Origin of the sequence: Paraburkholderia sp. HC6.4b (assembly GCF_014200875.1) — a bacterium.
Lineage (GTDB): Bacteria > Pseudomonadota > Gammaproteobacteria > Burkholderiales > Burkholderiaceae > Paraburkholderia > Paraburkholderia tuberum.
Window position 1 is genome coordinate 193,950 of the sequence record NZ_JACHDC010000015.1, and the last position, 21,216, is coordinate 215,165.

A 21,216-nucleotide genomic window follows, 5' to 3' on the forward strand; every position below is an offset into this window, starting at 1 on the left:
TGCGCGAAGCGAAGCCGATGCAGAAGTCTCCTACGCCGCAGCCCGCCGCGGCGCTCGAAAACCGGCAGCTCGATCTCCCGCTCTTCGCCGAGCCGGGGTCGACGTCGTCGTCTCCTTCACCTTCCGCGCCGGGTTCATTGGGCTCAGCACCGGCCCGGCCGCCCGTCGCGCCGCTCGCGCCGGACGGCAGCAAGCTGCGCAGTCTCGCCATCGGTTCACGCACGCTGCATTACGCGCTCAAGCGTTCCGCGCGCCGCTCGATCGGCTTTGCGATCGACAGCACCGGCCTCACGATCACCGCGCCGCGCTGGGTCACGCTCGCCGATATCGAAACCGCGATCACCGAAAAACAGCGTTGGATTTTTACGAAGCTGATCGAATGGCAAACGCGCGTCGAGCAGCGTGCATTGCCGAAGATCGACTGGCAAGACGGCGCCGAAGTGCCCTACCTCGGTCAGCCGGTGCGCGTGACGCTCGGCGCGCCGCAAGGCATGCTCGCGTTCAGCGCCGAGCACGGCGCGCTGCAATTGCCGCTGCCGTTGCAAGCCGACCCGCAGCAGATCAAGGATCGCGTGCAGGGCTGGCTGCAAGGAGAAGCGAAGCGGCTGTTCGGCGAGCGTCTGGCGATCTACGCGCAGAAGCTGGGCGTCAACTATCGCGCGTATGCCTTGTCTTCGGCGGCGACGCGCTGGGGCAGTTGTTCGAGCGACGGCAAAATCCGCCTGAACTGGCGGCTCATCCACTTTCCGCTGTCGATCATCGACTACGTCGTCGCGCACGAGCTGTCGCATCTGCGCGAGATGAATCACAGTCCGCGCTTCTGGCAGACGGTCGAATCGATTTTTCCGGAGTTCCGCGAGGCGCGGCAGACACTGAAGTCGCATCCGCCGGAGCTGTTGCCGACGCTTTGAGGCCGGGCGCTATCTATGCGAGAGCGCTTTCGCGGACTGCAACAGATCGTCGAGCATCACGCCGCGCCTGTCCGGGCTCGTGTCGCGGCCGGTCATGAAACACAGCGCCGCAATCGGCAGTCCCGCACGGTCGCGAATCGGCGCTGCCATACAAAGCCTGAACGCATTCGAGAGTCCTTCGGTGCAGCAGTAGCCTCGTTCTTTTGCGGCCTGCACGTCGTTCAGGAATTCGCCGAATTCGATATTCACCCCGTTGTCGAGGATGAAATCTTCGGCCGGAATGAGCGCGCGAATCTCGTCGGCATTCAGGTGACCTAGCAGCAGACGTCCCGTGGCGGTCCACGGAATCGGCACTCTCACGCCGATGTCCGAACTGATGTTGAATGGCCGGGCACTGTTCTCGGATAACACGACCGTGTACTTGTTGCCTTCCAGCATGCACAGCTGCGTGGTCTCGTCGTACTTCCGTACCAATGCCAGAATGGATTGATGCGCGCGGCTAATCAGATCGTTGTGCGTTGCATAGTCGGACCCGTAGTAGTGCATCTCGCGCCCGAAGAACACGCTCCCATCCGCGGCCGTCTCGAGCCAGCCCACTTCCGCGAGAATCGCGACCAGCTCGTAAATGCTCGAACGCGGCGCGCCGGTCGCCTCGATTAATTCGCGCATGGTCAGCGGGCGTTGGGCGACGTGCAATTGCCGGAACATCGCGATGACGCGATCCACGCCTCTCGCCCGAGACGATTCGGTTACAGCCATGCGTTCACTCCGTAAAGCGTTCATCCGACCGGTTGTCTTTCAAGCGACGTGAGTTTATCGCGCGGCAGACCCGCGAAAGCGACTTACAGGCCGTGACAAATCAATGGTCGAGAACTCTGTGCAGAAATTGCCGCGTGCGTTCGTTCGCGGGATTGACGAAGATCTGTTCCGGATCGCCCTGCTCGGCGATGACGCCCTTGTCCATGAAGACCACGCGGTCGGCGGTCTTGCGGGCAAAGCCCATTTCATGCGTGACGACGACCATCGTCATGCCGTCGCGCGCGAGCCCACGCATCACCTCGGTGACCTCGCCGACCAGCTCCGGATCCAGCGCGGACGTCGCCTCGTCGAAGAACATGATGCCGGGCTCGACCGCGAGCGCTCGCGCAATCGCCACGCGTTGCTGCTGACCGCCCGACAACTGGCTTGGATAGTGTGCCGCGCGGTCCGCGAGCCCGACACGGTCGAGTGTGTCCATGGCGCGCTTGCGCGCGTCGTCCGGACTCATGCGGCGTGCCTTGATAAGCGCGAGCGTGACATTGCCGAGCGCGGTCTTGTGAGGAAACAGATTGAACTGCTGGAAGACCATGCCGACATGGCCACGAATCTCTCGCGCTCGGCGCGGATCATGCATGGGCACATCGTTGACCCAGACCTCGCCGGAATCGGTGGTCTCCAATCCCGCCATGATTCGCAAGACCGTGCTCTTACCCGAGCCGGACGCGCCAATGAGCACCAGCACTTCGCCCGAGCGAACCTCGAGATTGATTTCGTTCAACACCCGAGTCGAACCGAATGCTTTGCTGACGCCCGTCAGTGAAATGATGGGTCTGGTTTGGCTTTGGTTACTCACGACAATCTCCTGCTGTCATGGTGGCGCACCCATTGCGAGAGCGGGAAGCACACGGCGAAGTAAATGAGGGCGACGAGTCCGTAGATTTCCACGGGCTTTCCGACCCGGTCGACGATGGCCTGGCCACCATGCATCAACTCGGACATTCCGATCATGCTGACGATCGACGTGTCCTTGATGAGCGACAGATACTGACCGACGAGAGGCGGCAACACGATCTTTCCCGTCTGAGGCAGCACGACGAACGAGAACGACTGAGCCCGCGTGAGACCGAGGATCTGAGATACCTCCCATTGACCTTTGGGTACCGCCTCGATCCCTGAGCGGAAGATTTCGGCGATGTAGGCGCCCTGATAGATGCTCAAGCCGATGACGCCCGCTGCGAAGACGTCGATCGCGTAACCGAAGTACGACACGCCGAAATAGATGAACATCAGCGTGATGAGTACCGGCGTGCCGCGAAACAGCTCCGTATAGAGTCTGGCAAGGCGGGCTGTGCCCCACGGTCCGAACGACCGCAAGACCGCGGCGAAAAGGCCGATCAGCGTGCTGCCCACGATGGACGCAATGGAAAGCAACAGCGTCGTCACCAGACCCTGCAGCAGGATGGAGAAACTGGTTTTCAGCAATTCGACTGACATGATCCAACTCCAATCCGGGAATCAGGCCCGTTTCGTCCGGCGCATAAAGCCGGTCCCGAAACCGGTGCGCGCCGGCATGACGAGGGGAGGATGAAAGATCCGCGCTCCGAGCTGGCCCGCAAGCCAGGACAGTACGTTACTGAGCACGAGATACGCGACGAGCGTCACGCTGAACGTCTGAAGATAGAGAAGCGTCCGCGAATTGATCACGGTCGCAGTGCCGGTCAACTCCGGCAACGCAATGGCGGACAGCAGCGACGTACCGAGCAGCAACTGGATCAGGTAGTTGACGATGGCCGGATAGACCGCGCGCGTCGCCTGCGGTAGCACGACCTCGACGAAGATCTGCGCGCGTTCGAGACCGAGAATGCCGGCGGCCTCGAGTTGGCCGCGCGGCACCGACTGTATGCCGGCGCGGAACACTTCCGATAGATAAGCACCGACGTTGACGCCAAGCGCAATGACGCCCGCCCAGTATGCGTCGAGCGAAATACCCGCCGACGGCAGACCGAAGAAAACGATGAAAATCTGCAGGAGAACAGGCGTGTTGCGGATGATTTCAACGTAGCCGCGAGCAATCAACCGAAATGGCGCGAGCGCAGAACCGCTGGCAAGCGCGGTCAACAAGCCGAGGACTAGCGCCAGTACGAATGCCAGCACGGTCACTTGCAACGTCAGCCAGCTCGCGCTCAAAAACTCGGGCACGTAGCCCCACAGAGTGAGCCACTCGTAACTCATCTCACCCTCCGCATCGTTCGGGTTTCATTAGATATCGGCATCTCCCGCTCCTCAAAACTGCGGATTGAGCGGGTAGCGCGGATCGGTGCCGAACCACTTGTTGTAGAGCTGCGCGTTGAGCTTCGACGCATTGACGTTGAAGAGGAACAGATTCAGGTAGTTGAGCCATTCCTGATCGCCGGCCTTGACACCGAACGCGTTGTATTCGAGAGGGACCAGCGCTTCGTTCGTGACGGCAAGTTCAGGATCGAGCTTGGCCTGATACGCAAGAAAGTTGTTGTCCTCGATCATCGCGTCGGCCTGCCCCTGCTTGACGGCAAGAATCGCGGCCTGCGAGCTGTCGTATTCCTGGATCTTGATCGGGATATTCAGCGAGCGCACTTCGTCGCCATTGGTCGAGCCCTTGACCGTCGCAATCGTGCGACCGCCCATGTCCTTGATCGACTGAACGCCACTATTTTTTCTGACCAGCAGTGCTTCGCTGGCAACCACGTAGGGGGTCGTGAATTCGATTACTTTCGCGCGCTCCAGATTACGCGTGAAGTTGCAGAACACGACATCCACTTTGCTGGTCTGCAGATTCGGAATCCGGTTCGCGCTCGTCGTATTCACGACCTCGAGCTTCACGCCCATCTGCTTCGCGAGTTCCTTCGCGAGGTCCACGTCATAGCCGTCTGGTTGGCCGTCCTTGTTATAGAACCCGAACGGCGCGAACGTCAGGCAGTCGCCGACGCGCAGCGTGCCTCGCTGCAGCACGGCCTGAAGCGTCGAGGGGGATGCCGCTGCGCTCTGCCCTGGCGTGGCAACCTTGGTGCAGCCGGTGATTGCGAGCAATCCAGCAACAGCGAACAGAAAGGCGGCGTGGGCGCCTCGTTTGGCAAGCTTCATGGCAGGGTCCTAAGCGGAGAAGAGTGGTCCGGAGCGGACGAATCGGCTTCAGCGCCTGTCTGCACGCTCAACGAATCGCCGGGTCACGCATCGATTGTCCGATATATCAGACTACTATCTGACGAACCGGATTGATGCTGAGTGTTGGACACTAATATCAAACCGGCAACCGCACACAAACCCTTATTGCCCATACTTTTTTGTTCAAATAGGTCCGATCGAATTCCACGATGCGCATCGAGTCCGCAGTGCGCCGGGCGGGCGGCGCGGCTTCGGGCTCAAGCTATACGGCAATCATTTACAATTGCCGCAGGTCGACGCATTTATCGACAAACTATCAAAGGAGTCCTCATGCGAATCTTGCATACCATGCTTCGAGTCGGTGATCTGGACGCATCGATCCGGTTCTACACTGAAGTTCTCGGAATGCGCCTGCTTCGAAAGCACGACTACCCGGACGGGAAGTTCACCCTCGCATTCGTCGGTTACGAGGACGAATCCGAAGGCGCGGCGATCGAACTGACGTACAACTGGGACACGAGCAAGTACGACCTCGGAACCGGCTACGGTCACATCGCCCTCGAAGTCGACGACGCCTATGCGGCATGCGAAGAAGTGAAGAAACGCGGCGGTGTCGTTACACGCGAAGCTGGGCCCATGAAACACGGCACGACTGTCATCGCCTTCGTCGCCGATCCGGACGGGTACAAGATCGAGCTGATACAGAAGAAGGGGCGAGTCGACTGAACGTCCGATGGCGAGCACGAGTCGCGCTGTCAGCCAGAACGATGAAAACACAGCCCGGCTTCACGTTGCACCCGGCGAATTGACGCCGGGCGAATTCGCCCGGCAATCTTGCCTCGTGCCGACGCCATCAAAAAACGCCGACTACTGACGCTCGGCGTTTTCGCCGCGCACCGGACCGACCGGCTCGCCGTGCACTCCCCACCTCTTCACCACACCGCCATGAGCACGACCACCGCCTTGCCCGCGCGCCGCACCCCGGATAGCTTCGCGATCCTGTTGATGATCGGCCTGTGCGCAATCTGGGGGCTGCAGCAAGTCGCGATCAAGACCACCAATGCGGCGGTGCCGCCGATCTTTCAGGCGGGGCTGCGCTCGACGATCGCGGCGCTGCTCGTGTGGGCATGGGCACGCTCGCGCGGCACGCCGCTCTTTCGCGATGACGGCACGCTCGGCGCGGGCCTGCTCGCGGGCGTGCTGTTCGCGGCCGAGTTCGTCTGCATCTTTCTCGGCCTGACGCTGACGAGCGCGTCGCGCATGGCGGTCTTTCTGTACACGGCGCCGTGTTTCACGGCACTCGGCCTGCACTGGTTCGTCGATGGCGAACGCATGCGGCGCATCCAGTGGCTCGGCATTGTCGTCGCGTTCGCGGGGATGGCGCTCGCGTTCGCGGACGGCTTCCTGCACACAGACGCGGGCACGGCTGCAAGCGCGGTCCACGGCTCGACGCTCGCGGGCGCGGCCGGCGATGCGCTCGGCGTGCTCGGCGGCATCGCGTGGGCCGCGACCACGGTGATCGTGCGCGGCTCGCGGCTCGCGCGGACGAGCGCGAGCAAGACGCTGTTCTATCAGCTGACTGTGTCGGCGGTGGTGCTGCTCGCGCTGGCGCTGGGGCTCGGCGAGGTGCGCGTGGAAAGCGTGACGCCGCTCGCGCTCGCGAGCCTCGCGTATCAAGCCGTGATCGTCGCGTTCGTCAGCTATCTGTTGTGGTTCTGGCTGTTGACGCGTTACATCGCGTCAAGGCTGTCGGTGTTTTCATTTCTGACGCCGCTGTTCGGCGTCACCTTCGGCGTGCTGCTGCTCGGCGAGTCGTTCAGCGCGCGCTTTCTGATCGCCGCGCTGCTGGTGCTGACCGGCATCGCGCTCGTCAACGCGCCGGCGAAACGGTAAGCGGGCTCGACGGCGGCGCCCTGCCGCCGTCGAGCGACGAGTCTATTCCGGCGCAGCGGCCGAGCGCGCCGCCACCGCCTGCGCCACACTCACGTATTCGGCGACCGGCACGTCCTCCGCGCGGCGTTGCAGATCGAAGCCGAGCGCGTCGAAATCGACGGTGTCGCGCAGCGCGGCAAGCGTGTTGCGCAACATCTTGCGACGCTGCGAAAACGCCGCCGTCACCACCCCGCCGAGCACGCTTTCGTCGACCACCGGCAGTTCGTGCCGCTCGTACGGAATCATCCGCACGATCGCCGAATCGACCTTCGGCGGCGGCTGGAACGACTCGGGCGGCACATCAAGTTGCTTGTCGATCACGTAGCGGTACTGCAGCATCACCGACAGGCGACTGAACGCCTTCGTGCCCGGCTCCGCCACCATCCGCTCGACCACCTCGTTCTGCAGCATGAAGTGCTGATCGATCACGCGCTCCGCGAACGTCGCCAGATGAAACAGCAGCGGGCTCGAAATGTTGTACGGCAGATTGCCGACGATGCGCAGCGACGCCTTGTCGCCCGGTGCCGCGAGCGAGCCGAAGTCGAATTCGAGCGCGTCGCCCGCGTGCAGTTCGAGCAGGTTGCCGAACTTCGTCTTCAGACGGCCGATCAGATCGCGGTCGAGTTCGACCGCGTGCAGCGGCGTCTCGGGCGTCGCGAGCCGCTCGATCAGCGGCTCGGTCAGGGCGCCGAGGCCCGGCCCGATCTCGACCATGCGCTCGCCGCGCTGCGGCCGGATCACGTCGACGATCGAATCGATCACGCCCATGTCGACCAGGAAGTTCTGACCGAAACGCTTGCGCGCGAGATGGCCCTGGTGCCGGCCTTGCTGTCTGCTGGTGGACATCGGAGAAACGCTAGAAAGAAAACTGCTTGAGAATGAAAGACGTCACGGTGGAAACACGACGCCACGCGGCGCGTCACGAGCACCGCGACCGCCCACGCTACCCGCGCCTCAGCCCGCGCGACGATGCTGCGCCATCGACACCGCCGTGTCGACGGCGGCCATCAGGCTACCCGCGTCGGCGCGGCCGGTGCCGGCCAGATCGAGCGCGGTGCCGTGATCGACCGACGTGCGGATGATCGGCAGGCCGAGCGTCACGTTGATCCCTTCGCCGAACGTCGCGAATTTCAGCACCGGCAGGCCCTGGTCGTGGAACATCGCGAGCACGCAGTCGGCTTCGTCGAGATAACGCGGCTGGAACAGCGTGTCGGCCGGATACGGACCGCGCGCGTCGACGCCCTCGCCGTTCACCTGCCGCAACGCCGGCGTGATCACGTCGATTTCCTCGCGGCCCAGATAGCCGTTTTCGCCCGCGTGCGGATTGAGCCCCGTCACGAGGATACGCGGCGCGGGCAAGCCGAAGTGGTGACGCAGGTCGTGATCGATGATGCGCAGCGTTGCAACGAGGCTTTCGATCGTCAAAGCCGCCGACACGTCCTTCAACGGCAGATGCGTGGTCGCAAGCGCGACGCGCAGCGGCCGCTTGCCGGTGCCCGCGAGCATCATCACGACGCGCGGCGTATGGGTGCGCTCGGCCAGATATTCGGTGTGGCCGGTAAACGGCACACCGGCGTCGTTGATCGTGCTTTTTTGCAGCGGCGCGGTGACGATCGCGTCGAACCTGCCGGCCACCGCGCCGTCGATCGCCGCATCGAGCAGATCGAGCACATAGCGGCCGTTCGCGGCGTCGAGCTTGCCTGCCTGCGCTGGTGCGCCAAGCGAGTGATGTTCGAGCCGCACGCGCGGGCCTGGCGCGAGCAGCGCCGCCCAATCGACGCCGACCGCGCGCGCGCGCTCAGCGAGCAGTTGCGCATCACCGAGCACGGTGAACTGCGCCTGAGGCCAGTGCGCCGCCGCGCCGGCCAGCGCCTGCGCGGTCAGCTCGGGACCGACGCCGGCGGGCTCGCCGGTCGTGATCGCGATCTGCAGCGGGCGGTGGGTGGGCTGGGCAGCGCTCGTCATCGCATTGGCTCTGTTATTGCACGTTCGCCGTGGCCGGCTTCACTTCGACGTACGCGGTATCGCGCAGCTCGCGCAGCCAGTCGGCATACGCCTGTTCCGCCTTGCGCTGGCCGATGGCCTGACGCGCGAGATCCATCTGCTGCGCAATCGAGCCTTGCGCATCGCGGCGGCCGAGCACCTGAATCAGGTGGTAGCCGTATTCGCTGCGCACCGGTTCGCTGATCTGACCGTCCTGCAGCGAGTTCATTGCGCGCTCGAACTCGGGCACCGTCTCGCCCGGGCTGACCCAGCCGAGGTCACCGCCTTGCGACGCCGAGCCGTCCTGCGAGTAGGTGCGCGCGAACTTCGCGAAGTCGCCGCCGGCGGCGATCTGGTTGCGGATGTCGAGCAGTTTCTGGCGTGCCTGCGGTTCGGACTGACCGTCGCCGACGCGCAGCAGAATATGGCGCACGTGCGTCTGCACGAGCTTCGGCGCGTCCGCGCTGGTGCCCTGGCCGGCACGGCGCTCGACCAGACGCACGATCTCGAAGCCGTCGTTGGTGCGGATCAGATCCGGATCGATCTCACCCGGACGCAGTGCCGACGCGGCCTTCACGAACTCGGGCGGCAGCTTCGACGGCGCGAGGAAGCCGAGATCGCCGCCGTTCTTCGACGCGTCCGGCGCCTGCGAATTGGCTTTCGCAAGCTTTTCGAAATCCGCGCCGCCCTTCGCTTCGGCGAGCAGAGCCGCGGCCTTCTTCTGCGCCGCCTCGATGTCGGTCTCCGAGGCGTTGAGCGGCGCCTTCACGAAAATGTGCTGCATGTGCAGGTCGTTCGTCTGGCCGGCGCCCGGACCGCGCTGGCTGGCGATGTAGTTCGCGACCTCGGCGTCCGTCACCGTGATCTTGCTGTCCACTTCCTTCTCGCGCAGACGCGACAGCGTCAGCTCCGTGCGCGCGTCGCTCGTGAAAGTGGTCCAGGGCACGCCTTGCGCCTCGATGCGCGCGCGGTACATGGCGAGCGACATGTTGTTCGCCTGCGCGAGACGCTCGAGCGTGCGCTGCACGGCCGCGTCGTCGATGGTGATGCCGTCTTCCTTGGCCTTCTGCAGCTGGATGCGCTCGAGCACCATCTGCGTGAGCACCTGCTGGCGCAACTGGTCCGTCGGCGGCACCGGAGCGTTCTGCTGGTTCAGCCGGTGCGCGATCAGACCGACCCGCTCGTCGAGCTCGCGCTGCGTGATGACACCGTTGTTGACCACTGCGGCGATGGTGTCCACCGTCTGGCCGCTATTGCCGGCCAATGCCTGCGCCTGTACCGACGCGACTGGAAGGAAGGACGCCGCGGCGACGAGACCCGCCGCGAGTATTGCCAAGCGAAGCTGTTTCATGATTGCCACAGATACTCCAATGATGTCGGGCGCTTCGCCCGTCTTTTCGCAAGCCGTGAATGACCGGGCGACCGTCATTCGTAGTTGGTGAACCGCGACTCCGGCGGTGGCGGTGGCGGCAACGGCATGTAGCCGGCCACACTGCTGCGGAACGCGGTCATCAGCCCGTTGTCGACGCTCGACAAGCCCTTGAACGTCAACTGCGCCAGAAACCGTGTGCTCGACTGATTCTGTCCCGACGAGTTCAGGCCGTTCGCGTAGCGCTGGATGCCGGCGCCGAGCGTCCAGCAGTCCGCGTCGTATTGCAGGCCGACCAGGCCGTCGACGATACGGTGGCCACCCAGGTCGTAGTTGAACCGGCCGACACCGTACATCCGGTGCGTCAGCGGCCATTGGCCCGAAATCAACACCTGATTGATCGGCTGGTTGTCGAGCGTGGTGTTGGCGCGCGTGTAGCGGTACGCGACGTTGATGACCTTGCCGCTCGCCGGACTGAACCCGAAGCCGACACTCGTCTTCGTGAGCTGGTTATTGTCCGCATTATATTGGAACGCCGTTTCCGAAGCGAAACCGGCGCCCAGCTTGATCGACGCGCCCGCGATCAGGTCCGAGTGCGTGGCCTGGGTACTGGTCTGGGTCGGCGTCAGCGTAACGCGCTGATCCCGGAAGTAATACTGCTGCGCGATCACGAAGCGCGCGCGCTCGTCGCCGGTGGACGGGTTGATGAAGCGCGTGGTGAGACCGGCGGTCAGGCGGTTCGCGTCGGCGATCCGGTCGTTACCGACGAACGTATTCGGCGTGAAGATTTCCGCGAGACCGAAGTCGGATTCGGCGGTATCGAACAGCGGCGCGTTGTTCTGGTTGCGGTACGGCGTGTACACGTAGTACAGGCGCGGCTCCAGCGTCTGGATATAGTCCGCGCCGAAAATGCGCACCGAGCGCTCGAACGTCAGTCCCGTGTCGAACGTGAAGGTCGGAATCGACTCGGTGAAATTCTTCTGCGCCCCCGGCACGTTCGCCAGATCGGTGCCGATGTTGTTCAGGTTGTACGACGCAAAGTGCCACTGCACCTTCGGCGTGACGAAGTAGCCCGGCCCCACCACCGAATACGACAGGTACGGGTTGAACAGCACCCGCTGGCCTTCGCTCAGATCCGCGGTGGTGATGCGGAAGTTCGAGTAGTCGGCTTCAGCGCCGAAATCGAAGCCGCCGATGTTGTACTTCGCGTACTTGACGTTCAACTGCGGCTGGCGGCCGTACGGCGCGACCGACGGCTCCAGCGTCTGCCAGTGCTGCTCGCGCGCGAGCACGGACCACGGTCCGTTGTTGTAGGTCAACCCGGCTTCCTGCTGATACAGGAGCTGGGTGCCGTTCATGAACTGGTTGACCGACGACGACAGGTCTTCCGGATAGGTGTTGTCCGAAACCTTGTTGTAATAGATGTAGCCGCCGAAGCCGTTACCGAAATTCTGGTTGTGCTGGATGTACAGCGCGTAGCGGTTGGTCTTCGTCAGGCGATCGTCGGGCAGAAATTCACCGGTGATCGACCCGGAATACGTCGGCGACAGATAGCGGAACGTGCTCTGCAACTGCACACCGCGCTTCGAGATCAGACGCGGCGTGACCGTCAGATCGCGATTCGGCGCGATGTTGAAGTAATACGGCACCGACAGCTCGAAACCGTTCGTCGAGCTCAGCGAGAACGTGGGCGGCAACAGGCCGCTGCGCCGATCGCCCGACAGCGGGAACGACAGCCACGGCGACGCGAACACCGGCACGCCCTGGAAGAACAGCACGCTGTTGTAGGCGACACCTTCGTCGGCGCCGGTGTCGAAATCGAATTCGCTGCCCTTGATGTACCAGGCCGGATTGTCCGTGCACGCGCATGCCGTGTAGGTGCCCTGCGTGAACACGGAGCGCTCGGCGTCGAGCAGGTCGACGCGCTGCGCGCTACCCGAGCCGCCCGTCAGCGTGAAGTGGTACTTCGGCGCGGTCATGAAGCCTTCGGTCGAATCGACGCGCAGATGCGCTTCGGGTCCGATGAAGGTATTGCCGGTATTGATCACGTGGACATTGCCGTACGCATCGGCCATGTCCGTGTCCTGATCGTAGTGCAGGGCGTCGGCCTTGATCACGGACGTGTTGTGCCGCACTTCCGCCGAGCCCTTGGCGGCCAGATCCTGGTCGATCGTGCCGCTCGCGTGGTCGCCGAGCACGAAGGTGGCCGGCCGCTGGCCCGTTTGCAACGGATGATCCTCGAGCTGCGGCGCAAGCTGCATGCCCCACGGCGGGTAGACCGCCTGCGGTTGCGCAGCTTCCCCCACCAGTTGGGCGTGCGCAAGCGCGGGCATCAGGCCCGGAACGGCGATCAGCGCCGCGACGAGCCGCCTTTTGCGCGGCACTACTGCACAGGAAGGAGTGGTATCGGAAAGCTGTCTGGGCGGCATGTATCGTTTGGCGAGTCGACCCGTGCGTAAGCTTTCGTCGTCACGATCCACCGCCTGCACACCGCGACCGTTAGAGTCGGCTGCACGTCTGGATTCCCAATTTGCCGAGTGATAAGGCGGGCGGTGAAACGGAGCACGCGAAAGCTGGCGTGTGAGTCGCGTCAAAAAAGTCGTGGGGTATTATATGGCAAGACGTTGTCCCCAAGAATTTGCCGCCGCTTTTCATGACGCTGCCTTCCACCCAAGATTTCACCGACACCCGTCTCTCCCTGCTCAAGGCCTGGCTGCAAGGCCACGCGGCGCGCCATGCGCTCGAGCCCGACACCCTCGTTCCGGCCTCGTCCGACGCCAGTTTCCGCCGTTATTTCCGGCTCGCCGGTAAGGCGGCGCAAGGCAACGGCGCGGCCACGCTGATCGCCGTCGACGCGCCGCCGCCCGAAAAATGCCGCGAATTCGCACAGATCGCGCAATTGCTCGCCGCCGCCGGCGTGCATGTGCCGCGCGTGCTCGAGGTCGACTTCGACGCGGGCTTCATGCTCGTCACCGATCTCGGCACCGCGTCGTATCTGGGCGCGCTGACCGACGCGCAGGCCGCGGGCGACACGCGCGCGGCTCGCGCGCTGATGCGCGACGCGCTCGACGCCCTGATCCGCTGGCAGCTCAGCTCGCGCGAAGACGTGCTGCCGCCGTTCGACGAAGCGTTCCTGCACCGCGAGATGGAACTGATGCCCGAGTGGTTCATCGGCCGGCACCTTGGCCGCGAGGTCGATGCCGCCACGCGCGCGCTGCTCGATCGCACGTTCGCGCTGCTGATCGCGAGCGCGCGCGCGCAGCCGCAAAGCTTCATGCTGCGCGATTTCATGCCGCGCAATCTGATGATCGCCGAGCCGAACCCAGGCGTGCTCGACTTCCAGGACGCGGTGTACGGGCCGATCACGTACGACGTCGTGTCGCTGCTGCGCGACGCGTTCCTCAGCTGGGACGAGGAGTTCGAGCTCGACTGCTTCGCGTACTACTGGGAGCGCGCCAAAAAAGCCGGCCTGCCGGTCGATGCCGATTTCGGCGAGTTCTACCGCCAGCTCGAATGGATGGGGCTGCAGCGGCACATCAAGGTGCTCGGCCTGTTCTGCCGCATCAACTACCGCGACGGCAAGGCGCATTACATGAACGACCTGCCGCGCTTCATCGGCTATGCACGCAAGGTGGCGGAGCGTTACGCGCCGCTGCGCGGGTTCGCGAAACTGCTCGACGACCTCGACGGCCGCGCGCAGGAAATCGGCTACACCTTCTGACCGATGACGATGTCCGTAAAGAAAGCGATGATTTTCGCCGCGGGCCGCGGCGAGCGCATGCGTCCGTTGACCGACGCGTGCCCGAAGCCCTTGCTCGAAGCGGGCGGCAAGCCGCTGATCGTATGGCAGATCGAACGGCTCGCGCGGGCCGGCATCCGTAGCATCGTGATCAATCATGCGTGGCTCGGCGCGCAGCTCGAAGCCGCGCTCGGCGACGGTTCGCGCTGGCAGGTCGAGCTGCGCTACTCGCCCGAGCACGAGGCGCTGGAGACCGCGGGCGGCATCGCGCAGGCGCTGCCGCTACTGACCGACGAGGGCGCGGATCAGTTGTTCGTCGCGGTGGCCGGAGACGTGTACACCGATTACGACTACGCCGCGCTGCACGCGCACGCCGGCCGGCTGAAGGCGCTGCCCGAGCCCGGCATGCATCTGGTGATGGTGCCGAACCCGGCGTTTCACCCGAACGGCGACTTTGGTCTCGTCGACGGCGTGCTGTCGCTCGACGCGCAGCCGCGCCTCACGTTCGGCAGTTTCGGTCTGTACGACACGCGCATGTTCAGCGATCTGCCGCGCGGCACGCGGCGCGCGCTGAGCCCGTATTACCGCGCGACCATCGCGCGTGGGCTCGCGAGCGGCGAGCTGTACGAAGGCTTGTGGGAGAACATCGGCACCCAGGCGCAGCTGGAAGCGCTCGATCGGCTGCTGCGCGCGCGCTGAGCTTTACTTCGCCGGGCTCTCACCTGCCCCGACTGCTTCCGCTCTTTCCACCGCATCCGTGGTGTGCGCGGCGCGCTGCTGCAGCGCCCACATCTGCGCGAACAAACCGTTCGCGCGCAACAGCTCCGCGTGCGTGCCGCGCTCGACGATGCGCCCTTTGTCCATCACGATGATCTGCTGCGCGTGCACGACCGTCGACAGCCGGTGCGCGATGATCAGCGTCGTGCGTTCGCGCGCGATCAGGTCGAGCTCATGCTGGATCGCGCGCTCGGAGCGTGAATCGAGCGCGGACGTCGCTTCGTCGAACAACAGGATCGGCGGATTCTTGAGTATGGTCCGCGCGATCGCGACGCGCTGCTTTTCGCCGCCGGACAGCTTGAGCCCGCGCTCGCCGACCGGCGTGTCGTAGCCCTTCGGCAGACTCTCGATGAACTCGTGGATATGCGCGGCGCGCGCCGCCGCGATCACTTCGTCGCGCGTCGCCGACGGCCGACCGTACGCGATGTTGTAGTAGATCGAGTCGTTGAACAGCACCGTGTCCTGCGGCACGATGCCGATCGACGCGCGCAGCGAATCCTGCGTGACGTCGCGAATATCCTGCCCGTCGATGCGGATCGCGCCGCCCGTCGCGCGGTCGAGATCGTAGAAGCGGAACAGCAGCCGCGCGAGCGTCGACTTGCCCGAGCCGCTGTGGCCGACCACCGCCGTCGTCGTGCCGGCCGCGATCGTGAAGCTCACGCCGTGCAGAATCTGCCGCGAAGGCTCGTACGCGAAGCTCACGTCGTCGAAGCGCACCTGCGCGCCGCTCACTTGCAAAGCCACCGCATTGGGCGCGTCGGGTACTTCCCGCGGTGCGCCGAGCAGCGAGAACATGCGGTCCATGTCGGTCAGGCTCTGCTTCAGCTCGCGATAGACCACGCCGAGAAAATTCAACGGAATATACAGCTGCAGCATGAACGTGTTGATCAGCACCAGGTCGCCGAGCGTCAGACGCCCGGCCATCACGCCCTGGGTCGCGCGCCACAGGATGAACACGAGCCCCGTGCCGATGATCGCCTGCTGCCCGAAGTTCAGCGCCGACAGCGAACGCTGCGACTTGATCGCCGCCGCGCGATAGCGCTTCAGGTTCTCGTCGTAGCGGCTCGCTTCCCACTCCTCGTTGCCGAAGTACTTGACGGTCTCGTAGTTGAGCAGCGAGTCGATCGCGCGCGAATTCGCCTTCGAATCGAGCTCGTTCATCGTGCGGCGAAAGTGCGTGCGCCACTCGGTGACCTTCACCGTGAACGCGATGTACACCGCGAGCGCGACGAACGTGACGATCGCGTAATAGGCCTCGTATTTGACGACGAAAAAGCCGAGCACGAGACCGACTTCGACGAGCGTCGGCAGGATGCTGTACAGCGAATAGGAAATCAGCTGCGTGATGCCGCGCGTGCCGCGCTCGATATCGCGCGACATGCCGCCCGTCTGCCGCTCCAGATGAAAGCGCAGCGACAGTCCGTGCAGGTGGCGGAACACCTTCAGCGCGAGTTGGCGCACCGCGCTTTCGGTCACTTTCGAAAACAGCATTTCGCGCAACTCGGTGAAGAGCGACGTCGATAGCCGCACCACCGCATACGCGACCACCAGCAAGCCGACGCCGCCGAGCAGCACGATGCCGGGCGCGTCCTGCGTGCGGCCGAGCGCGGTCAGATGCCGGACCGACGCGAGACTGTCGACGATGCGCTTCATCACGATCGGCACGCCGAGGTTCGCGACCTTCGCGCCGATCAGGCAGCTGAGCGCGAAGCCGACTCGCCATTTGTAGGTGGCAAGGTATGGCAGCAGCGACAGGATCGTTTGCCAGTCGTTGCGGGGTGCGGTGGAAATCGGCGAGGGTTCGGACGAAGGAGCGCGGCGCATAAATCGTGGGGAGAGTGTGGAGCTGCCGGAGTTCGCAGCGGCGCGCGGCTCGCGCGCTTCGCTGGGTGCTTTCCCGTACAATTCCTGATCTTTCTATTGTCGCAGAAGCCGACTGGCGGCGCTTTGCATGGCCTACTGTCGAACTGGCCCAGCCATTGCGTCAATGCGCGTCAATACACTCGAACACGTTTCCCAAGGATGTCCCGATGACCGATCTTCTTCAACTTCCGTCCAAGCCGTGCGCGCTGCGCGTCATGCCGCAGCCATCGGACGCGAACATTCATGGCGACGTGTTCGGCGGCTGGATCATGGCGCAGGTCGACATCGCCGGCTCGATTCCGGCAAGCCGTCGCGCGAATGGGCGGGTCGCGACGATCGCGGTTAATTCTTTCCTGTTCAAGCAACCGGTGTTCGTCGGCGATCTGCTGAGCTTTTACGCGGATATCGTGAAGACCGGCAATACGTCGGTGACCGTGTCGGTCGAGGTCTACGCGCAGCGGTTGAGGCTCTCGCAGGAAGTCGTCAAGGTCACGGAAGCGATCCTCACCTACGTCGCCACCGACAGCGACCGCCGTCCGCGCGCGCTGCCCGCGCTGGACTGAGCCGGCGAGGATGCTTAAGCTAGCGATTCCACGCGTCACGCGCCGCGCCACCCGCTAGCCGTTCCAGCCGATCAGCGCACGAGGCCCGGGACGCCCCATAGTCGCTCTTCTCATGGAAACGAGATGAAACTGATCGGTATGCTCGACTCGCCCTACGTGCGGCGCGTCGCCATCTGCATGAAGCTGCTCGCGCTCGACTTCGAACACGAGTCGATTTCGGTTTTCCGCACCTACGACCAGTTCGCGAAGATCAACCCGGTCGTCAAGGCGCCGACGCTCGTCGCCGACAACGGCGCGATCCTGATGGACTCGACGGTGATCCTGCAGTATCTGGCAACGCTCGCCGGCCCCACCCCGCTGTTCCCGACGCAAGCCGACGCGGCGTTGCGCGCCGCGCGTCTGACGGGTCTCGCGCTCGCCGCGTGCGAAAAGAGCGTGCAGATCGTCTACGAGCGCAATCTGCGGCCTCAGGAGAAGCAGCATGAACCGTGGGTCGAGCGCGTGCGCGCGCAACTGCTCGCCGCCTATGCCGAACTCGAACGCGAGTTGGGCGAAGGGCCGCTGCCCGACACGCAGCAGCAGTTCAGCGCGGCGGAGGTGGCCGTCGCCGTAGCCTGGCAGTTCACGCACATGATGCTGCCGGAGGCGGTCAGCAAGGCCGATCATCCGCGGCTCGAGAAGTTTTCCGCGTTCGCGGAAAGCCTGCCGGTGTTCAAGGACACGCCGGCTCAGTGAGCAGCGTTGGACGCGGCACGCGGCGACCCGCGGCGACACCCGTCGCCGCGTCACGCTCCCCTCACGCCGGCTCCAGCTCCGGCACCAGCCCGCCGTGCAGCAGTTCGGCAATCGCTTCCGTCGATAACGGCTTCGCGAAATAGAAGCCCTGCATTTCGTCGCACGCGCGTTCCTTCAGGAAGTCGAGTTGCGCCGACGTTTCCACGCCCTCGGCGATCACCTGCAACTTCAGCGAATGGGCGAGCGCGATGATCGCCGACGTGATCGTCTCATCGTCGCCCGATACGCCGATATCCGACACGAACGAGCGGTCGATCTTCAAGCGGTCCACCGGGAAGCGCTTCAGATAGCTGAGGCTCGAATAGCCGGTGCCGAAGTCGTCGATCGCGAGACCGATGCCGAGCGCGTGCAGTTCGTTGAGCATCGACACCGCTTCTTCCGCGTTGCGCATGATCGTGCTTTCGGTCAGCTCGAGTTCGAGGTACTTCGGTTCGAGTCCGGTCTCGTCGAGCACCTGCATCACGAGCTTCGCGATGTCACGCTGCTGGAACACCCGCGCCGACAGATTCACCGACACGCGCGCCGGCGGCAAGCCCTGATCCTGCCACGCCTTATTCTGCCGACACGCCTCGCGCAGCACCCACTCCGACAGCGGCCCGATCAGCCCGCTTTCCTCGGCGAGCGGAATGAACGACGACGGCGGCACGAGCCCGACCTCGGGATCGTGCCAGCGCACCAGCGCCTCGATGCCGACGATCTGTCCGCTGCCGATATCGACCTGCGGCTGATAGTGCAGCAGGAACTCGTTGTCGCGCAGCGCGCGGCGCAGGCGTCGTTCGAGATTCAGGCGCGCGCCCGCGCTCGCGTTCATCTCCGGCTGATAGAACTGGAACGTGTTGCGGCCCATGTCCTTCGCCCGATACATCGCGACGTCGGCCTTCTTCATCAGCGTTTCGGCATCCTCGCCGTCCTGCGGGAACAGGCTCGCGCCCATGCTGCAGCCGACGTACAGCTCGGTGCCGTCGAGCCACACCGGCTCGGCGATCGACGCGCGCACGCGCTCCATCCACGTGATCAGCGATTGCTCGTCGACGGTGTCGGTCATCACGATCACGAACTCGTCGCCGCCGTGACGCGCAACCGTGTCGCTGGTGCGCGAGCAGCGCGCGAGCCGTTCGGCGACTACGCCGAGCAGCCGGTCGCCGACGCTATGGCCGAGGCTGTCGTTGACGTTCTTGAAGCCGTCGAGATCGAGGAACACGACCGCGACGCCCGAATGATGCCGCTGCGCGACGACGAGCGCATGTTCGAGCCGGTCGCGCAGCAGGTTGCGGTTCGGCAGCCGCGTAAGGCCGTCGTAGTTGGCCTGATATTCGAGCTGCTCCTGATAGCGGATCAGCTCGGTCACGTCGTTGACGACGCCGATATGATGGGTGATCACGCCTTCCGCGTTCGGCACCGGCGCGATGAACAGCTGATTCCAGAACAGCGCGCCGTCCTTGCGATAGTTGCGCACCACCGCGCTGACCTCGCGATTCGCCGCGAGCGCCTCGCGGATCAACGCGACGCCTTCCTGGTCACGGTCGTCGCGTTGCAGCACGCGGCAGTCGTGGCCGATCACCTCGGCGGGATCGTAGCCGGTGATGCGCATGAACGCCGGATTCACGTATTCGATCAGATTGCCCGACGGCGACGGCGCGGTGATCAGGATCGCGTTGACGCTCGCGTCGAGCGCCCGGCTTTGCAGACGCAGCGCGAGATCGGCGCGCTTGCGCTCGGTGATGTCGGTGTACGAGCCGAGCACGCCGATCACCTGACCGCCGCCGTCGGTGAACGGCAGCTTGCTCGTGACTGTCGTGCGGTGCAAGCCGTCGATCACGAAGTCGACCTCGAAGTTCATCTTGGGCACGCCGGTGCTCACGACTTCGCGATCGTGCTCGGTCAACAGGTCGGCGAACGCGCGCCACGCCAGGTCGGCGTCGCTCTTGCCGACCACCTGCTCGGGATACGCGAGCCCCGCATCGCGCGCGAATGCCATGTTGCAGCCGAGATAGCGTGAGTTCAGGTCCTTCCAGAAGATGCGCTGCGGAATGTTGTCGATCACCGCTTCGAGCATCTGATTCGAGCGCTGCGCTTCGGCTTCGGCGTTGATCTGGTCGGTCACGTCGTCCGCCAGCACGAACAAGGCGTCGCGGCCCATGAAGTTCAGTGCGTGATAGGACACGTTGACGCTGAGGATCGAGCCGTCCTTGCGCCGATGCCGCCAGATGCCCGCCATCGTGTGGCTCTGGCGGAGGTCGGCGCTACGCTGCAGATGCGTCTCCAGGCGGCCGATTTCCGAGTTCGGGCGGATCGCGCGGATCGTCATGCCGAGAAACTCGTCTTCCGTGTAGCCGTATTGCTGGATCGCGGCCTTGTTGACGGCGAGAAAGCACAGCGTGTCGCGATCGAAGATGTACATCGGCACGGTGTGATCGTCGAACAGGCTGCGAAAACGCTCGTCGTTGCGCACCAGCGCGCGGGCGCTGCGCAGTTTTTCGCGCGCGCTGTTCTCGCGAACGCCGAACGTGAGGAACAGCAGCACGCTGCCGGTGAGCATCGTCACGAGCAGCACGAACATCGCGCGCTCGCTGTCGCTCGCCGATGCCGCGAGCGAGATCTGCAACGAGCGGTTTTCCTCGCTGCGCAACGTGGCGAGCGCGGCTTCGACACGCTCTAGCGCGGGGGCAAGATGCGAGTTCGACGGCGCAGGGTCGAGGGATGCCTCGAATGGCGCGTCGAGGGGGGCCGCCCCTGGTGCTTCGGTCGATGCCGCGTGCGCCACGCCCGACGCCGCGCTTGCCGCTCCGGGCAGGTCACTCGCATGGTTGCGCAGCGTGTCCTCCAGATCGTGCTGCAACGCGTGCCGCGCCGCGCTCAGGCTGGCGAGCGCCCCCGACATGTACGGCTCGCTCGCGAGTTCGTCGCGCAGTGATTGCTCGCGGCTCGCGAGTGTGTTCGTCATCGAAGCGGCCGCGTCGGGCGGCACCGGCTTGCCCGATTCTTTCAGGCGGTGCAGAGCGGCGAGCGCGTTATCGAGCGCGGCGTGATACGCATCGAGGTTCAGGCGCACGCTAGTCGAGCGCGCGAGGCGCGCATCGGCGTCGCGCTGCCCGCGAATCTGCGTGTACGCAACGAACGCGTTTGCACCGACCGCGACGACCACGACCGCAATATTGATCAGCAGTCGCTTCGATAGAAAAGGATTCATGGATTCCGAACGTCAATCGTTCCGAGGGCGGGAGAGCGCGCTCGCTGCCGGTGCGTCGGGCCGCATCGATGCAAGTCTTTTACGCGCCATCCTTTGGATAACGGCCGCGATCGGAAGCGGGTTGAGGGTCGGCGTGAAAAAAATCTGATGATTTGGGGGAAGGCTGCGAGTTGGTGGGGGCGCCTGGCTGGGAG

At 64.3% G+C, this 21,216-nt stretch carries 19 protein-coding genes; 8 read left to right on the forward strand and 11 right to left on the reverse strand.

The window, feature by feature from the left end; translation table 11 throughout:
- Positions 1 to 17: 17 nt before the first annotated feature.
- Positions 18 to 911, forward strand: a complete 894-nt coding sequence (locus tag HDG34_RS22985; protein WP_090805591.1) for a M48 family metallopeptidase — start codon at positions 18 to 20, stop codon at positions 909 to 911.
- A 9-nt stretch (positions 912 to 920) separates the two neighbouring features.
- On the opposite strand, the gene HDG34_RS22990 is transcribed toward HDG34_RS22985, so the two are convergent.
- The 5 genes from HDG34_RS22990 to HDG34_RS23010 form a co-directional block, all read right to left on the reverse strand.
- On the reverse strand, positions 921 to 1,670 hold the full coding sequence (locus HDG34_RS22990) for an IclR family transcriptional regulator (protein WP_184062361.1): 750 nt from the start codon (positions 1,668 to 1,670) through the stop codon (positions 921 to 923).
- Positions 1,671 to 1,770: 100 nt separating this feature from the next.
- On the reverse strand, positions 1,771 to 2,523 hold the full coding sequence (locus HDG34_RS22995; protein WP_311548379.1) for an amino acid ABC transporter ATP-binding protein: 753 nt from the start codon (positions 2,521 to 2,523) through the stop codon (positions 1,771 to 1,773).
- Positions 2,520 to 3,164: an amino acid ABC transporter permease gene (locus tag HDG34_RS23000; protein ID WP_184062363.1), complete on the reverse strand. Its 645-nt coding sequence runs from the start codon at positions 3,162 to 3,164 to the stop codon at positions 2,520 to 2,522. The genes HDG34_RS22995 and HDG34_RS23000 overlap by 4 nt, the downstream gene beginning before the upstream one ends.
- A 21-nt stretch (positions 3,165 to 3,185) precedes the next feature.
- A complete protein-coding gene (locus HDG34_RS23005; protein WP_184062365.1) occupies positions 3,186 to 3,902 on the reverse strand; it encodes an amino acid ABC transporter permease in 717 nt (238 codons plus the stop codon).
- 51 nt (positions 3,903 to 3,953) lie between these two features.
- Positions 3,954 to 4,790: a transporter substrate-binding domain-containing protein gene (locus tag HDG34_RS23010; RefSeq protein ID WP_184062367.1), complete on the reverse strand. Its 837-nt coding sequence runs from the start codon at positions 4,788 to 4,790 to the stop codon at positions 3,954 to 3,956.
- Positions 4,791 to 5,141: 351 nt separating this feature from the next.
- Between HDG34_RS23010 and gloA the strand changes: the two genes are divergently transcribed.
- On the forward strand, positions 5,142 to 5,537 hold the full coding sequence (gloA, locus tag HDG34_RS23015; RefSeq protein ID WP_184034604.1) for a lactoylglutathione lyase: 396 nt from the start codon (positions 5,142 to 5,144) through the stop codon (positions 5,535 to 5,537).
- A 219-nt stretch (positions 5,538 to 5,756) separates the two neighbouring features.
- Complete coding sequence (locus tag HDG34_RS23020) at positions 5,757 to 6,704, forward strand: DMT family transporter (protein ID WP_184062370.1); 948 nt, start codon at positions 5,757 to 5,759, stop codon at positions 6,702 to 6,704.
- 42 nt (positions 6,705 to 6,746) lie between these two features.
- Here HDG34_RS23020 and rsmA read toward each other — a convergent pair whose 3' ends face one another.
- The 4 genes from rsmA to HDG34_RS23040 form a co-directional block, all read right to left on the reverse strand.
- The gene (gene rsmA / locus HDG34_RS23025) at positions 6,747 to 7,589 is read right to left on the reverse strand and encodes a 16S rRNA (adenine(1518)-N(6)/adenine(1519)-N(6))-dimethyltransferase RsmA (RefSeq protein ID WP_184034614.1); all 843 of its coding nucleotides are present in this window, start codon (positions 7,587 to 7,589) and stop codon (positions 6,747 to 6,749) included.
- A gap of 108 nt (positions 7,590 to 7,697) precedes the next feature.
- Positions 7,698 to 8,708, reverse strand: coding sequence for a 4-hydroxythreonine-4-phosphate dehydrogenase PdxA (pdxA, locus tag HDG34_RS23030; protein WP_184062372.1), 1,011 nt, complete (start codon positions 8,706 to 8,708; stop codon positions 7,698 to 7,700).
- A gap of 13 nt (positions 8,709 to 8,721) precedes the next feature.
- The gene (locus HDG34_RS23035) at positions 8,722 to 10,086 is read right to left on the reverse strand and encodes a peptidylprolyl isomerase (RefSeq protein WP_184062374.1); all 1,365 of its coding nucleotides are present in this window, start codon (positions 10,084 to 10,086) and stop codon (positions 8,722 to 8,724) included.
- A gap of 65 nt (positions 10,087 to 10,151) precedes the next feature.
- Positions 10,152 to 12,524, reverse strand: a complete 2,373-nt coding sequence (locus tag HDG34_RS23040; protein WP_184062376.1) for an LPS-assembly protein LptD — start codon at positions 12,522 to 12,524, stop codon at positions 10,152 to 10,154.
- Positions 12,525 to 12,748: 224 nt separating this feature from the next.
- On the opposite strand from HDG34_RS23040, the gene HDG34_RS23045 reads away from it, so the two are divergent.
- Together HDG34_RS23045 and murU are read left to right on the forward strand one after the other, a co-directional pair.
- On the forward strand, positions 12,749 to 13,816 hold the full coding sequence (locus HDG34_RS23045) for an aminoglycoside phosphotransferase family protein (protein ID WP_184062378.1): 1,068 nt from the start codon (positions 12,749 to 12,751) through the stop codon (positions 13,814 to 13,816).
- Positions 13,817 to 13,819: 3 nt separating this feature from the next.
- Positions 13,820 to 14,533 carry an N-acetylmuramate alpha-1-phosphate uridylyltransferase MurU gene (gene murU / locus HDG34_RS23050; RefSeq protein WP_184062380.1) on the forward strand — a complete coding sequence of 238 codons (714 nt, stop codon included), beginning with the start codon at positions 13,820 to 13,822 and terminating at the stop codon, positions 14,531 to 14,533.
- Between the two features lie 3 nt (positions 14,534 to 14,536).
- Here the strand turns inward: murU and HDG34_RS23055 are convergent, their stop codons facing one another.
- The gene (locus HDG34_RS23055; RefSeq protein WP_184062381.1) at positions 14,537 to 16,435 is read right to left on the reverse strand and encodes an ABC transporter ATP-binding protein/permease; all 1,899 of its coding nucleotides are present in this window, start codon (positions 16,433 to 16,435) and stop codon (positions 14,537 to 14,539) included.
- Between the two features lie 206 nt (positions 16,436 to 16,641).
- On the opposite strand from HDG34_RS23055, the gene HDG34_RS23060 reads away from it, so the two are divergent.
- Together HDG34_RS23060 and HDG34_RS23065 are read left to right on the forward strand one after the other, a co-directional pair.
- Positions 16,642 to 17,037 (forward strand): acyl-CoA thioesterase, encoded by a 396-nt coding sequence (locus tag HDG34_RS23060; RefSeq protein ID WP_090803024.1) that lies wholly within the window; start codon positions 16,642 to 16,644, stop codon positions 17,035 to 17,037.
- Between the two features lie 123 nt (positions 17,038 to 17,160).
- A complete protein-coding gene (locus HDG34_RS23065; RefSeq protein WP_184062383.1) occupies positions 17,161 to 17,772 on the forward strand; it encodes a glutathione S-transferase family protein in 612 nt (203 codons plus the stop codon).
- Positions 17,773 to 17,833: 61 nt separating this feature from the next.
- Here the strand turns inward: HDG34_RS23065 and HDG34_RS23070 are convergent, their stop codons facing one another.
- Positions 17,834 to 21,022: an EAL domain-containing protein gene (locus tag HDG34_RS23070; RefSeq protein WP_184062385.1), complete on the reverse strand. Its 3,189-nt coding sequence runs from the start codon at positions 21,020 to 21,022 to the stop codon at positions 17,834 to 17,836.
- Here HDG34_RS23070 and HDG34_RS23075 point away from each other — a divergent pair.
- Complete coding sequence (locus HDG34_RS23075; protein WP_184062387.1) at positions 21,021 to 21,170, forward strand: hypothetical protein; 150 nt, start codon at positions 21,021 to 21,023, stop codon at positions 21,168 to 21,170. The genes HDG34_RS23070 and HDG34_RS23075 overlap by 2 nt on opposite strands.
- Positions 21,171 to 21,216 lie beyond the last annotated feature (46 nt).